This is a genomic window from Embleya sp. NPDC050154 (genome assembly GCF_044460165.1).
Lineage (GTDB): Bacteria > Actinomycetota > Actinomycetes > Streptomycetales > Streptomycetaceae > Embleya.
In genome coordinates, this window is the sequence record NZ_JBITJP010000002.1 from 357,348 (window position 1) to 370,378 (window position 13,031).

15 protein-coding genes are annotated in these 13,031 nt (G+C 68.8%); 6 read left to right on the plus strand and 9 right to left on the minus strand.

The window, feature by feature from the left end:
* Positions 1-2 precede the first annotated feature (2 nt).
* The 5 genes from ACIBSV_RS05190 to ACIBSV_RS05210 all read right to left on the minus strand — a co-directional run bounded on the left by ACIBSV_RS05190 (position 3) and on the right by ACIBSV_RS05210 (position 6,106).
* Positions 3-1,856, minus strand: a complete 1,854-nt coding sequence (locus ACIBSV_RS05190; protein WP_395859599.1) for an ATPase, T2SS/T4P/T4SS family — start codon at positions 1,854-1,856, stop codon at positions 3-5.
* On the minus strand, positions 1,846-2,805 hold the full coding sequence (locus ACIBSV_RS05195) for a hypothetical protein (protein ID WP_395859600.1): 960 nt from the start codon (positions 2,803-2,805) through the stop codon (positions 1,846-1,848). The genes ACIBSV_RS05190 and ACIBSV_RS05195 overlap by 11 nt, the downstream gene beginning before the upstream one ends.
* Positions 2,802-3,506, minus strand: a complete 705-nt coding sequence (locus ACIBSV_RS05200; RefSeq protein WP_395859601.1) for an SAF domain-containing protein — start codon at positions 3,504-3,506, stop codon at positions 2,802-2,804. The genes ACIBSV_RS05195 and ACIBSV_RS05200 overlap by 4 nt, the downstream gene beginning before the upstream one ends.
* Before the next feature lie 677 nt (positions 3,507-4,183).
* Positions 4,184-5,473 carry a cytochrome P450 gene (locus ACIBSV_RS05205; protein WP_395859602.1) on the minus strand — a complete coding sequence of 430 codons (1,290 nt, stop codon included), beginning with the start codon at positions 5,471-5,473 and terminating at the stop codon, positions 4,184-4,186.
* 102 nt (positions 5,474-5,575) lie between these two features.
* Positions 5,576-6,106: a hypothetical protein gene (locus ACIBSV_RS05210; RefSeq protein ID WP_395859603.1), complete on the minus strand. Its 531-nt coding sequence runs from the start codon at positions 6,104-6,106 to the stop codon at positions 5,576-5,578.
* Positions 6,107-6,413: 307 nt separating this feature from the next.
* Between ACIBSV_RS05210 and ACIBSV_RS05215 the strand changes: the two genes are divergently transcribed.
* Positions 6,414-6,923 (plus strand): SigE family RNA polymerase sigma factor, encoded by a 510-nt coding sequence (locus tag ACIBSV_RS05215; protein WP_395859604.1) that lies wholly within the window; start codon positions 6,414-6,416, stop codon positions 6,921-6,923.
* 192 nt (positions 6,924-7,115) lie between these two features.
* On the opposite strand, the gene ACIBSV_RS05220 is transcribed toward ACIBSV_RS05215, so the two are convergent.
* On the minus strand, positions 7,116-7,487 hold the full coding sequence (locus ACIBSV_RS05220; RefSeq protein WP_395859605.1) for a hypothetical protein: 372 nt from the start codon (positions 7,485-7,487) through the stop codon (positions 7,116-7,118).
* 139 nt (positions 7,488-7,626) lie between these two features.
* On the opposite strand from ACIBSV_RS05220, the gene ACIBSV_RS05225 reads away from it, so the two are divergent.
* Together ACIBSV_RS05225 and ACIBSV_RS05230 are read left to right on the plus strand one after the other, a co-directional pair.
* Complete coding sequence (locus ACIBSV_RS05225) at positions 7,627-7,917, plus strand: hypothetical protein (RefSeq protein ID WP_395859606.1); 291 nt, start codon at positions 7,627-7,629, stop codon at positions 7,915-7,917.
* Positions 7,914-8,159, plus strand: a complete 246-nt coding sequence (locus ACIBSV_RS05230) for a hypothetical protein (protein WP_078974732.1) — start codon at positions 7,914-7,916, stop codon at positions 8,157-8,159. Before ACIBSV_RS05225 ends, ACIBSV_RS05230 begins: the two co-directional genes overlap by 4 nt.
* On the opposite strand, the gene ACIBSV_RS05235 is transcribed toward ACIBSV_RS05230, so the two are convergent.
* The gene (locus ACIBSV_RS05235; RefSeq protein ID WP_395859607.1) at positions 8,128-8,424 is read right to left on the minus strand and encodes a hypothetical protein; all 297 of its coding nucleotides are present in this window, start codon (positions 8,422-8,424) and stop codon (positions 8,128-8,130) included. The two genes, ACIBSV_RS05230 and ACIBSV_RS05235, sit on opposite strands and share 32 nt — an antisense overlap.
* A 1,000-nt stretch (positions 8,425-9,424) precedes the next feature.
* Here ACIBSV_RS05235 and ACIBSV_RS05240 point away from each other — a divergent pair.
* The 3 genes from ACIBSV_RS05240 to ACIBSV_RS05250 all read left to right on the plus strand — a co-directional run bounded on the left by ACIBSV_RS05240 (position 9,425) and on the right by ACIBSV_RS05250 (position 12,153).
* Entirely contained in the window at positions 9,425-9,985 is a 561-nt protein-coding gene (locus ACIBSV_RS05240; protein ID WP_395859608.1) for a restriction endonuclease, read from the plus strand.
* Positions 9,986-10,155: 170 nt separating this feature from the next.
* A complete protein-coding gene (locus tag ACIBSV_RS05245) occupies positions 10,156-11,307 on the plus strand; it encodes a hypothetical protein (protein ID WP_395859609.1) in 1,152 nt (383 codons plus the stop codon).
* Positions 11,308-11,364: 57 nt separating this feature from the next.
* Positions 11,365-12,153 carry a hypothetical protein gene (locus ACIBSV_RS05250; RefSeq protein ID WP_395859610.1) on the plus strand — a complete coding sequence of 263 codons (789 nt, stop codon included), beginning with the start codon at positions 11,365-11,367 and terminating at the stop codon, positions 12,151-12,153.
* Between the two features lie 65 nt (positions 12,154-12,218).
* Here ACIBSV_RS05250 and ACIBSV_RS05255 read toward each other — a convergent pair whose 3' ends face one another.
* Together ACIBSV_RS05255 and ACIBSV_RS05260 are read right to left on the minus strand one after the other, a co-directional pair.
* A complete protein-coding gene (locus ACIBSV_RS05255) occupies positions 12,219-12,737 on the minus strand; it encodes a hypothetical protein (protein WP_395859611.1) in 519 nt (172 codons plus the stop codon).
* Entirely contained in the window at positions 12,737-13,021 is a 285-nt protein-coding gene (locus ACIBSV_RS05260) for a hypothetical protein (protein WP_395859941.1), read from the minus strand. Before ACIBSV_RS05260 ends, ACIBSV_RS05255 begins: the two co-directional genes overlap by 1 nt.
* Positions 13,022-13,031: the final 10 nt, after the last annotated feature.

Here is a 13,031-nt window from a genome sequence, read left to right on the forward strand (position 1 = left end):
CGTCACCCGACCTGATGCAGCTTGAGCTGCAACGGACGCCAGCCGTGCGGCTCGTCCAACAGGTGCGGGCTGAAACCGGCCCGGATCAGGTCCGGCATGTCCGAGGGGTACATCCGGGCCACACCACGCGGATCGTCGCTGGTCGGCGCGAAGATCGTGTTCACGGCCGGGCGGCGGTGCTCGCCCATCCCGGTCACCTCCAGGACGTGCGAGACGAAACGATGCCGCTTCCCGCCGATCGCCGTCTCGTCGATCATCCGCACGAAGACGACGTAGTCGACGGCGTTCGAGGCGAGCCGGTAGGCCAGTTCGGGACTCATGTGCGCGCCGTACTCCAGGCAGAGTTCGGCGATCCGGTCGAAGATCATGTCCGGCTCGCGCACGTGCAGCGTGCACATCGAGCCGCCCTCGCCGTTGGTCATCACCCGCAACATCGGCACGATCTCGCTGGAGCGAACCTCACCGACGATCATCCGGGACAGCGACATGCGCAGTGCGGACGGGATCAGTTCGCCGATGGTCAACTCGCCCGCCGACTTGCCGTCGATGCCGCGTTCGCCGTTGCCCTCCCGGGCCTCGATCGCGACCACCTGGCGCAGGTGCCCCAACTCGTGCAGGAACAGTTCGAGTTCGGTCTCGAAGGTACCGATCCGCTCGTCCCGGGGGATCTCGTGGGACAGCGCGCGCAACAACGACGTCTTGCCCACGCCCTGGGTCCCGCAGATGATCAGGTTCTTCTTCGCGCGAACCAGCGAGCCCAGGAACGCGGCCAGGGTCCGGTCCAGCGTGCCCAGGCCGATCAGTTCGGCCAGGCGTACGTCGCGCACCCGGTGCCGACGGATCGTCACATAGGTGTGCGGGGTGACCTCGGTGATCGCCTGGAGGCGCGAGCCGTCCGGCAGCCGCAGAGCCAGCGTGGGTTGCGCGGTGGACAGGGTGCGTTCACCGCTGCCGTGCCGCCGGGCCAGGTCGCGGAGCAACTCGCGTAGTTCGTCGTCCGAGGAGGTCAGCGGCGGTACCTGCACACGCGGCCGGTCGGCGTAGTCGACCCAGACCGTGTCGTAGCCGTTGACCAGGATGTTCTCCACGGCCGGGTCGGTCAGATACGGCTCCAACGGCCCGGCCCGGAACAGCCAGTCCCACACCGCCCGGGCCATCGCCCGGTCCTCGGCGGGGGTGGTGGAGATGCCGCGCTCGCGTGCGGTGACGTCGGCCCATTCGGCGACGACCTGGGCGACGATCGCCCGGCCGCGCTGCTCGCGGTCCCCGTTGGTCATCCCGGGCGACATCTTGTCGAACTCGTGCAGTTGTTCGGCCGCGCGGTCCTTGAGTATCCGCACCACGGCCGGGTCCACCACGGGTTCGCCGGACGGGTTCCGGGGCGGCTTGACGGCCCCGGTCGTCGGGGACGGCGCGCCGGCCGGGGGACGGCGGCTGACCGTGCCGACTCCGCTCGCACTCACGCTCGCGGTCGGCGGCACGGTGAACATGCCGTCCCGGGTGTCCGGGTGCCGGACCGCGCCGTTCATGCGCGCGTGCGGGTGGGCCGGCGGAACCGGCGTTCCGTTGGCGGGCGTCGGCGGCGGGATGTGCCCGACGGCGGGGGTCAGCGAGCCCGCGCCCGCCGACCACGTGGGCGCGGGGCCCGCGTCGGGGTCGCCCGGTGCGCTGCGCTGGAAGCCCTCCGGCCAGGTACGCAACGGCGGGGCCGGCGGCGCGTAGAGCACGTCCTCGGCCTCCGGGATCCCGGGCACGACGTGCATGTGCGGGCGGTAGCCGGGCTCGGCGGGTGGTTCCGGTTCCGGTTCGGGTTTGTTGTGCGGATCCGGGTGCAGGGGCCGCGCGTTATCGAACATGACCCGCCTCCTCGCCGGCCGGCCGGTGCGCCGGTTCGGCCTCGGGTCGGACCTCGGAGTCCGCCGGTCGACGGATGTACGCGGCCGCCTGCGCCCAGCCGTCGCTCGGCATGGGCGCCTCGGGCCCGGACGGCAGTTCGCCGCCGCCGCTCGGCCGGGGCGCCAACCGCATCCGGCGCTGCTCGGCCAACGCGAGGGCGGCCTCCGCCGTGCTGCGTGCGGCACGCATGAACCTCGAACGCAGGAAACGCTTTCCGGTATCGCCCTCACCGTCGGAGAGCACCCGTGCGCGCTCGGGATCGAACGGCAACAGGCCCAGGACGGGCGTCTCCAGGTGCTTGCCGATCTCCTGGCGCGAGTAGCGACCCTGCTCGATCACCACGAGGGCGATCGAATCCGAGCCGGTCCCGTGCGTGTCGAGATCGTTGCGCAGCGCGACCAGCCGCGGATGCGCCTGGGCCAGCGAGGGCAACGTCCCGCGCACGACGGGCAGTACCAGGTCGGCCCGGCGCGCGGCGATCGCCGAGGCGCCGGTGGTGCCGCGCCGGCCGAGGTCGATGATCACGTCGTGCGGGATCTGCTGGCTGCCCAGGCCGGCCGCGAGCTGCGAGATCGGATCCCACGTATAGGCCAGGCCGGAGGCCTGCGTGGGGTCGACGAGGCCGGGCAGCAACAGCCGTTCGCGGCGGCCGTCGGACAGGTCCACCAGTTGCCGGAAGAACGCGTCGACCAGGTTTCCCTGACGATGCGCCACCCCCAGTTGGTGCAGGCCGTATTCGGCCGAAACCCGCCCCTGGAGCGCACCGGCGAGAATCGAACCCCCGTCCGGATCGGCCTCGATCAGGATCACCCGACGGCCGGCCGGCAACGGCCAGGTGAGCAGGAGCGCGAGCGCGGTCGAGGTGGCACCGGGCGCGCCCGCGCCACCGGTGACCGCGACGACGGTCATGGGGCCCCTCCGGTCCTGGCCGGCGCCGCGTCCGCGTTGCCCGTGTTCAGCACGACGATGGAGAACCTGCCCTCGGACACCTGGAGAGCCAGCACGGGACCGTCCTTGGCGGGTACCGCCACGTCCAGGACGGACTTGCCGGAGCCGGAGTTCGGGTCGCCCGTACTGGAGCGGATCACCGTGGCCGCGATGGTGCTCGGTTGCGCGGGCGCGGAGTTGGCGGGGCCGCCCGCTCCGGGGAGTGCCGTCACCACCAGGATCCGGGTGCCGGGTGTGACCCGCTGCACCGGCATCCTGGTCGCGTCCACGGCGATCGGGACCAGCGTCTCACCGGGCTGGATCGCGATCCGCTCGGTGACCTGATCCGAGGTCAGCAGTGTGCCCGCGCGCAGCTCGACCGCCGCGCGTTTGCCCACGATGGCGGCCTTGGAGCCGGAGCCGATCGGACGAAGTCCCGGCGCGTCGTTGATCTCCACGACCCGCAGGTCCTCGGCGGAGATGGTCTGGCCGTAGGGCACGGTGCGGGCGACCGCGAGCACGGGCACCCGTTGGTCGCCCATCTGATAGAACGCCGCCGAGCCGAGTCCACCGGCCGCGATCAGCGCGACCGAGAGCGCGATGAGCGCCGGCCGCCGGCGTCTGGCGCCGAGGCTGCGCGTAGGCGTCACCGGCATCGCACCGGCGGCCGCGCCCTGCGACACGACGCCGTTCCCCGATGGCCGTTCCGTAGCTGCCTTCACCACCGGCTCCGCCCCCTTGCTCTGCCGGGTCCACCCAGGTTCCGCGCGGACCGTGATCCACTTCGGAGCTACCGCTCGTATCTTCCACCACACACACTGTCAGGTGAATGGTGAACCGCCCGAAAACAGCCGCCGAAGTCGATCATTCGAAGCTTTCCGGTACGACTTCCGACCACGTCAACCAGCACGATCGGGGACGCCATGTGACGAACCCGACCCCACCCAAGATCACGGGCAAGCATCTCGTTCCGGACACCGAACGGGCCCCACGATGGTCCCGAAACGAGGCGCTCCGCAAGCACTTTCGGGCAATTGTTGGCCGGCCGAGTTCTGCGCGCTCCGTGATCGCCCGAACGTGATAACGCACCGCCGGTCCGACGCTTCGAACCGTACTCGACACGCTGTGTGCGCTTGTTCGGGCCCCCTCGACGAATCCGACGAACGGGTGAAAGTGTCGTCAAGTCGCCTGGAGGCTTGGCAGGGTGGGCAGTTCGGGCTCGCGGGGTGTCGGCGGCCGGGTATGGGCCTGTCGGTCGACCTCGGGTCCTCTCCCGGACAACGATCGACGACCTCGGTCCTCTCCCGGACAACGGTCTCGGGTCCTGCGGCCGGACGTGGACCTCGGTTGCTGCGGGCCCTCAGCTCCTGCGGCGGACGGCCCGCACCGGGAGCCGACCCGGGCGGGGCAGCGCGCTCGTCCTGGGCCGGGACGGCTTGCCGGGAGCGGGTTCGAGATGCCAGCGGGCGCACACCGCGGCGACGGTGGTCACGATCTGGGCCAGGAACAGGTGTTCGCCGATGCACCGGTGCACACCCGCCCCGAACGGCATGTACACACCGCGCACCTGCCCGCGATAGCCGGGTTCGGTCCACCGGTCCGGGTCGAAGCACTCGGGTTGCGGGAACAGCCCGGGATCGCGGTGCAGCGCGTGGTGGCTGTACAACACGTCGCTTCCGCGCGGGATGTGATGTCCCATCACGTCCACGTCGCGATTGGCCCGGCGCACCACCAGCCACGGCGCGTACAACCGGAGCGTCTCGTCGACAACACACCTTGTATATACGAGAGCACCGATGTTCTCGGCGGTCACCGGCCCGCCGGAGAGCACCTCGTCGAGCTCCGCGTGCAGGCGTTTGCGAACGTCCTCGTGCCGGCCGATCTCGTGAAACACCCACGAAAGGGTGGCGTTGGTGTTGTCGTTGCCGGCGATCAGCATCGACACGACTTCGTCGCGCACCAGTTCGGGCGCCATGTCCATGCGGGCGAACTCGCCCAGGAGACCCTCCCCCGCGCCCGCGTCCACGGCGGAGGCGATCGCCTCGCGCAGCCGCCGGCCGGTCTCTGCGAAGCGCCGGTTGCCAGGAGTGGGCAACTGCCTGGCCCACTCCGGCAACACGGTGCGGGTGAACACCTCCTGGATGAACACCGGCAACGACCGCCGCACCTCGGCCACCGCCGCGTCGGCCGCCGGGTTCTCTCCGAAGATCAACCGGCCCAGCGTGCCGAGCCCGAGTTCGCTCATCTCCCGATCGAGAGCGAGCGTGGCCCCGGGCAACCATTGCGCACTCGCCTCCTCGGCCTGGCGGCGGATCAGCTCGACGTACCCGCCGATCCGCGAGCGCTGGAACGCGGGTTGCAGGGTCCGCCGTTGGCTGCGGTGCAACGGCCCGTCCGACGCGGCCAGGCCGTCGCCGATGTGCAACCGGGCCTGCTTGAAGAAGCCGTCCCGCTCGATCGTGTCCGCGTGTTCGACCAGCACACAACGAACCAGGGCCGGGTCGTTGAGGACGTACAGCTCCTTCGGCCCGACCCGGATCCGCACGATCGGCCCGTGAGCCCGCAGCGAGGACACGAAGTCCCAGCGGTCACGCAGCAGCGCCGGGGTGTGGCCGAGCAACGGAATTGCACCCGGGGCGATCGGGACCACGCTGCGACTCCTTGACCTGGGGCCGGCTCCCGACTCGAGGTTCGGGGCTCGGTGGGGTTCGAGCTCGACCACGGGCATGGGTCACCCGCGACGATTCAGGTTCTACCACGCGACCCGCGGGGCGGTCGGGGCAGTGCGCGGGAGGTGCCGGGAGGCGTACCCGAGGCGGCCGTAGGCACCGGCGGTGACACGGGCCTCGGGGGAGAGGTCGCCTCCCGCCACGCTCGGGGCGGCCGGGCGGGAGTCCCGGTCCACGTACGGCTTCCCGGTCGTGACCACACCGGCCCGGCCCGGCACGACCACGCGGGGCTTGCCCGGCACGGGCGTGCCGGCGGTCCTCGGCCCGACCACCCCGAAGCCGTCCGCCGTGGAACGCTTCGGTGTGGATCGAGCCGGCGTGGGTCCGCCCGGTCGTGTGGCTCCGTCGGCTTCGACCGTCGGTGGGGTGCCGGACCGATCGCGGGCCTCGACCGAGATCACCGACGCCGGTTCCGGTCGCGGCTCCCCGGTTCCCGACGCGGGCGCGATGCCGCCCCAGGCGCCCAGCGCGATGCCGACGGTCGCGAGCACCCCGGCGGCGGGACCCGCGCGGCGGATCCCCCGGCCGGGCGCCCGATCTTGACGATTGATCACGTACGTACCCCTTCGCTGGACGCCGGACCCCGATCGGGTCCCGAAGCTTGCACAGAGGAGTACGCCTCCCGACCGACCCACGTTGCACCGTCCGCCCGCCCCGGGTGCGTGCGAAACATCTCGGCGTCGTCGTGCAACCCGAGGCCGTCGAAGCACGTATCCCCTGGATGACCGACCCCTCGAAACGCGGGCAGACAGGCCGCCGGCAACACCCGGGCGCCGCCTGCCCGAACCGAGGGTCCAGCAAGGAGGAGACCACGGTGCGCGACCCCCGCGACCACTCCCCGGCCACTTCGCTGCCGACCGCGTGAGGGAGGCCACCCGTGAACGGGAGTTCCGCGAGTACGCCGAGGCCCGCCAGGCCCAGCTTCGCCGTTCGGCCTATCTGCTGTGCGGCGACTGGTACGAGGCGCAGGACCTCACCCAGACCACGTTGATGAAGATGTACACGGCCTGGGGCCGGCTGCGCCGCGACGGCAGCGTCGACGCGTACGCCCGCGTCGTGATGACGCGAACCTACATCGACCAGCACCGCAAGGGCCGTTGGCGGGAGGAGCCGGTCGACGAGCTCCCACACCAGCCTTGCGAGGAACTCTCGTCGCCGGATCTGCGGCTGACCCTGCGGGCGGCGCTGCTGCGGCTGCCGCCGCGCTACCGGGCCGTTCTCGTGCTGCGATTCTGGGAGGACTGGAGTGTCGAACAGACGGCCGAGGCCTTGCGGATCAGCACCGGAACGGTCAAGAGCCAGAGCGCGCGCGGCCTGAACCGACTGCGCGAACTCGTCGGCGAGCACATGTGGGAGCTGTCCGAACGGTGAGCCGGCCATGAATGATCACGACCTGTTCGAACTGATCCTCGATCAGCCCGAGCCCGACTTCCCGAGCGTGGTGGACGCCGCCGTCGCGGACGGCAAGCGGGTCCGCCGACGCCGCCGACTCGCCGTGCCGGCCGCCGGGGTGGCCGTACTGGCGATCATCATCGGCGCGGGGATGTTTTTGGTCCCCTCGCATCAGGCGAGCGTGGGGCCGGCGGCGCCCGTGCCGCCGGCGACGAGCCGGGTGTCGACTCCGACGATGCCATCGAGCCCACCGTCTTTGCGGACTTCGCCGACGTCGCCGTCTGCGCCCACCTTGCCGACTCGGCCGACTTGGCCGCCGTCGATCTCCTCGGCCCCGTCGACGCAGTCGATGCCGTCCGGCCCCGAGGCGACGGTGCCGCCGCTCGACGCGGCCGGGCCGGCGCAGGAGGACGCGACGCGCAAGCAGGAGAGCGCTCGACCGGAATCGGGAGCCGTGGAGCCGGAGTCGAACAAACCGACCCGGGCGACGACCCCGCTCGAAGACGCCGGGGCGGTCAGGTGCATGCCCGCCAGAACGGGCAAATGCACTCCACCCGACTGAAATTGACGGATTGTCACGCGCGAGACACATCGATCGTCATGCGCCGATCACATCGCGATCGCACGCTCGGCCCCTAATCTGATCCCGGATCATTTCGCCCGGAGGGAAGAGAGGCCCGGCGTGAACAGCACGGACCCGTGGACCGTGGATCGCATCGCCCACGCACTCCCGCACCCCGAAGCCCGCCACGAATTCCTGCGGTTGGTACACCTGACGCCGATCGGCGACCTGCCCGGGCTGCTGGCCCGCTATACCCACGCCGCGGAAGAGCTGATCGCCGGTATCCCGCACGCGCGCGCCCTCGCGGCGCAGGTCCGGGCCACCGGCAAGGACCCGGATCTCGACGAAGTGGACGAGGAGATCGTCCGCAAGTGGATCGCACGCGGCCGAGCGCAAAGCAGTGCCGCGTGACGTGGCGCCCGAGGATCGGCATCGAACACCAAGAGGTCATCGACCGCTTCCCCGAGACCACGCTGAACCACTGGGGAATGCTGCTCTACAAGCTGGTCTGTGACCCGTACACGGCCACCGTCCGCTACGGCGAGGACGACCGCATCGTCCGCACCGCGGCCGCGGGGCCCTTGATCGTGGTGGTCCTGCTCAACGAAGGGACGACAACCGTCACCGTGCTGCAGGTCGTACACCTGGGTTGACCCGGTGCTTCCCGCCGCTCGGCACGCAGTAGTGGTCGGCCACCTCGCCCATCACGCCTGCGTGCCGCTGGCGGCGGACCGACGGGTCGCCGGAACGGCCATCATGGTTCGCGCGCTTGGCGTGCTTGGCCTCGGGGTCGAGTACCCGACAGACCTTGCGGACCTGCGGGTGCTGCCCGGGAATCGCGTACGCGGACGCCACTCCGGCAAAGGCGAGACCGAAACATGCCACAACCATGATCACTGTCTTACGGATCCTGCTCATTCGGCAGAAGATAGCGGAGCCGGCGCCGGCACACTAACCGCCTCCGGAATCGCAGATCACCGGGCCGAGACCGAATGGTCACCGCTTCCCCGGTTGGCGTGGTGGTCGACGGCGGTGGTCGGCAACGGTGGTGGTCGGCGACCATCGGTGCCGGTCGGTTTCGGTCGGCTCCGGTCCGGTCCGGTCCGGTCCGGTCCGGTCGAACGAATGCCGCAGAACCTCGACGGTGCTCCGGGTGCGGCCGGGGGCCGTCGTCTTGCCATCGACTGTTTTCCCGGCAGTCATCTTTTCTTGCAATCACCTTCTGGTCGACGAGTAGGCCCGAACCGAATGTGACCCGACTCGGATCCACGTGGGGCCGCCGGCACGGCATCGCGCTGGGCCGGGCCGGGCACGTTGGGTTGGGTTGGTTGGGTCGGGCCGGGCCGGTTGGGTCAGGCCGGATTGAGTCGGGCCGGGCCGGGCCAGGCCGGATTGAGTCGGGTCGGCCCGGGTCGGATTGAGTCGGGTCGGCCCGGGTCGGATTGAGTCGGGTCGGCCCGGGTCGGATTGAGTCGGGTCGGCCCGGGTCGGATTGAGTCGGGTCGGGTCCCGTTGTGTTGGGTCGGGTCCCGTCGCGTTGCTCGGGTCGCGTCGGGTCGGTCGTGCCGGTCACCGGACGGACGGCTCGGCACAGGAGCCGTGTGCCGTGTGCCTCCCGCCGCGCCCACTCGCATGAGTCCTCCAAAACACGGTGGTGTGGCATCCGGGGCCTACCACGGCCCTCCAAACCCCTGCGGCCAGCACCTGCCATCACCCACACGGCCCCGCACCCACCGAACGTCCGACAACCCGACCCCCCGACCCCAACGCCCGCACGGACAAGGGCGATCCCAACCACCCGGAGCCCACCCGAGCCACCCACCACGCCACTCCCCCATCCAGTCGGGTGGTTGACGGGTCTCCCCTCCGCCTAAGCTGCCGCCCGCTCCGCCGTCGGCAGCCAACGGAGGGATCCCGCATGCCCCAAACCCCCGCCCACGCCAAGCTCCGCAGCCGGGCCATAGTCCTGCTGGTCGGCGTTCCGGCGATCGCGCTGCACGACCTCTTCACCTTCCTCGGCATCAACGGCAACGACGCGTGGCTGGCCACCGCTGCCTCGGTGGCCATCCTGTGCGCGATCGCGCACCTCGCCAACTCGGCCCTCGACCACCGCGCCGAAAACCCGGACGACCGCGACCTCGAGCTCCAGATCGCCGACCTCTGCCGCCGCGACGGCCTCCTCGCCGTCCAAGTCGCCCCGGACGCCAACGTCAAGGCCTACCTCCCCAACGGCAGCCTGGTCCTGATCCGCTGCGGCTCCGCCGACCACGAGACCCACCCCCTGGACCTCCACGACTTCATCGGCACGGCCCACCACAACCACCAGGCCGACATCCCGGTCTTCGTCGCCCTCCACGGATTCACCACAGAGGCCCGCCGGTTCGCCCGCCACCACGGCATCGTCCTGCTCGACCGCCCACGCCTGTGGCAATGGCAACAGGGCCACGGCCTGAGCACCCTCGTCGGCACCACCCACTGACAACCCCAACCCATTCCGGCCACCCACCGAACCGGCCCGGACCTGCGCACCCACCCGCGACCACGCATGATCACGCGATAGCCACCGATTTGCCCCCAACGCGTGGCGCAATCCCACTACGTGCAGTGATCTCCCGAAGACGCTTACGGCTCACCCGATCAAGTGCAATGATGCTTCGTCAGATCACCGTTGAGCACCGAACTCCGAAGATCGCAACTGCGGGGGTGGCAGTTTTGGCCGGACCCAAGAAGACCCCAATCCCGGCAACCCTCCTGGCAGGCATAGCCACACTCACCCTCCTGGCAAGCACCACAGCCTGCTCCTCCGACAAAAAACCCAATACCCCCAAAATCAACCAACCCGCCCCCAAAACCGCCGCGGCTCCCCTCCCTGCACCCCAACAATCGTCGGCGGCACCGCCAGCGCCACCGATCAGCGCTGCCGAGGGAAAGGGGATCTCCCAGAGATACTTCGACCTGAGCAAGCAGGCCACGTCGTCTCACGATGTCAAAGCGCTGGAGGCCATCGAGACCGGCGCCATGCTTGAAGTCTCCAAAGCACGGCAGGAACGAATCCTCAAATATGGCGACAACGTTGCGAGCAGTGAGGAGAAAGCCGCCAATGACGACATCCAAGTCGTCACCCCCCAAGGAGCGCCGAATGCCGAGGATCGATGGCTTCTCGCAGTCGGCCGTCAATCACTGAGCGGTAAATCCAGGACTTCCGTCGGAGTACTGCGCCAAGCCCAGGGCTCAGGCCCCTGGAAAATGGCCTTCCTTGCCTATACCGGCATCGATCAGAAGATTCCCGAAGTTGCACAGATAGCCACCTTGGACGGCACCGCAAATATTGCAGAAAAGAACACCGATTACGGCGAGGACATCTGTCGAAATTTTACTTCGTACATGAATGGCGAATCGAACCCCTCCACGAGTTGGGGGCCTAGAACAAAGTCCGCCCGGCAGATTGCGGATCAGAACAAACAAGGAATGGTTCCGCTGACCGCCGGCGGAACTGTGGCGGCCAAAACCGAGCCCGTGGCAGACGGTCGCATGCCGGCCTGGAAAACCACTGACGGCGACAAGCTGGTGACATGCACAACAAAGACCACGTCTCACCTGACGCCCGGCCCGTCCGGAGTAATTACAGTCACCCGCAGCGAAGGCCTCCAAAATCTCAACGGCAAGACCACTAAATGGAAAACATTGGATCTGACCACGGTAAATATGGTGGTCTTCAAGGTACCGACCACTGAAGGATCCCCAGTGGATATAGTCGCAGAATCGTACCGCGCGCTTTCAGGTGACGGGATCCCTGCCTAGAAATCGGATCGCCGGCAAAGGAAGTGTTCCGCCAGGCACATCATCCAGGGAGGCCTCATGACAACTTCGCGACTGACCAAGGGAGCTATCCTGGGGTGCACTGTCGGCCTCACCGTCGCCCTCGTCTCTCTTCCGTCAGCCTCTGCGGACGTCAACGAGTGCGGGGACCTCATCATCTGCATCGAGATCCCGACAACCGGGGGATCCGGGTCCGGTGGTGGATCCGGAGGGTCGACCGGAGGTGGAGCCACGGGGGGCGGCTCGGGACCGACCAACCCCTTCCCTGACCCTGGCGCGGGCGGAATTGCCGGCGCCACCACTGGAAACGCCACGACAGGAGGCGGCGGTGCCAATGCTCCGACGGCCGCCCAAGTGGCGGCCCTTGCTCTCGCTCAACTTGAACTACGCAAACCCAAAGTATTCATGACGCCCAACGAGGGAAATCTGGGTCTCGTTGGACTCCCGGTCTGGCTCTGGATCGATACGTCGGACCCTCATCGGTGGTCTCCGAACGGAATCAGCAAGACCCTCAAGGTAGGCGACGTCGAAGTTACCGTGACGGCCTACTCCACCAGCGTAACGTGGGACATGGGGGACGGAAACAGCAAGACCTGCCACAACCCCGGAGTGCCGTACACGCCTTCGGCCGGGAACACTGCATCACCCGCCTGCGGTTACAAATACACCAAAACCTCCGCAGGAAAGACGGCGAATAAGTACACCATCAATGCGACGGTGAACTGGAAGGCCTTCTACGTCGACGCGCAGGGCAGGCACGAACTATCCGATATGGCGGGCGCATCCTCGACCACAGCTCGAGTGGGCGAGCTTCAAGTCATGAACTGAAGCTGGCTGACTCGCACTTCGCCTTGCTCGGCCCGTGTTATCTACGACTCAGGCGCGGACGAAAGTCAGTTGCCGAAAGCTCGGGCATTTGGTGTCTCGACGCTTGTGTCGATTGGCGGCCCGGGTCTGGAGCGAGAAGGGGAGTCGGCCTCGGCGGTGTAGTTGACGAGGGTCTGGTCCGGGTCGTCGACCGTGCGGAAGCTTTCGTAGGACAGCGTGAGCTCGCCGATGGCCGGGTGGCGGAGGTGATAGCCGCCGTGGGTCTTGTCGCGGACCTCGTGTGTGGCCCAGAGGCGCCGGCGGAAGTCAGGTCTGGATTCGGAGAGTTCGGTGATCAGCTCGGCGAAGGCCGGGTCCTCGGGGTGGCGACCCCCGTCCAGTCGTAGGTAGGCGACGAGGTCCTGTGCCTTGGTCTCGCAGTTCACGTAGCGAGCGCGTAGTCGCTCGTCGCGAAACACCAGCCATGCCTTGTTCCGCCGCTCGATCGGCACCGTGTCGACATCGATGAACAGGGTCGCGAACAGCGGGTTCCAGACCGGCAGATCGGAACACCGGCCCATCACGAACGCGGTCGTCTCCGGCATCAAGGCCAACAACGCGCGCAGACCCGGCCGTACCTCCTGCGCCGGAACAGCCGAACCCACCAAACCCGCCAGCCCCGCAGCCGCACCGGCCCCACCGGCCGCACCCACCGGGCCGCCCGAAGTCGTTCCCACCCCCACCGCCCCGACACCGCCCGAACGAGATCGCACAAGTGCCCGTGCTCGTCACGGTTCAGCCGCAGCGCCGAGGCGATCGCGTCCAGCACCTCGTCGGAGACGTTCTCCGCGCGACCCTGCTCGAACCGCACGTAGTAGTCCACGCGCACGGCCGCCAGT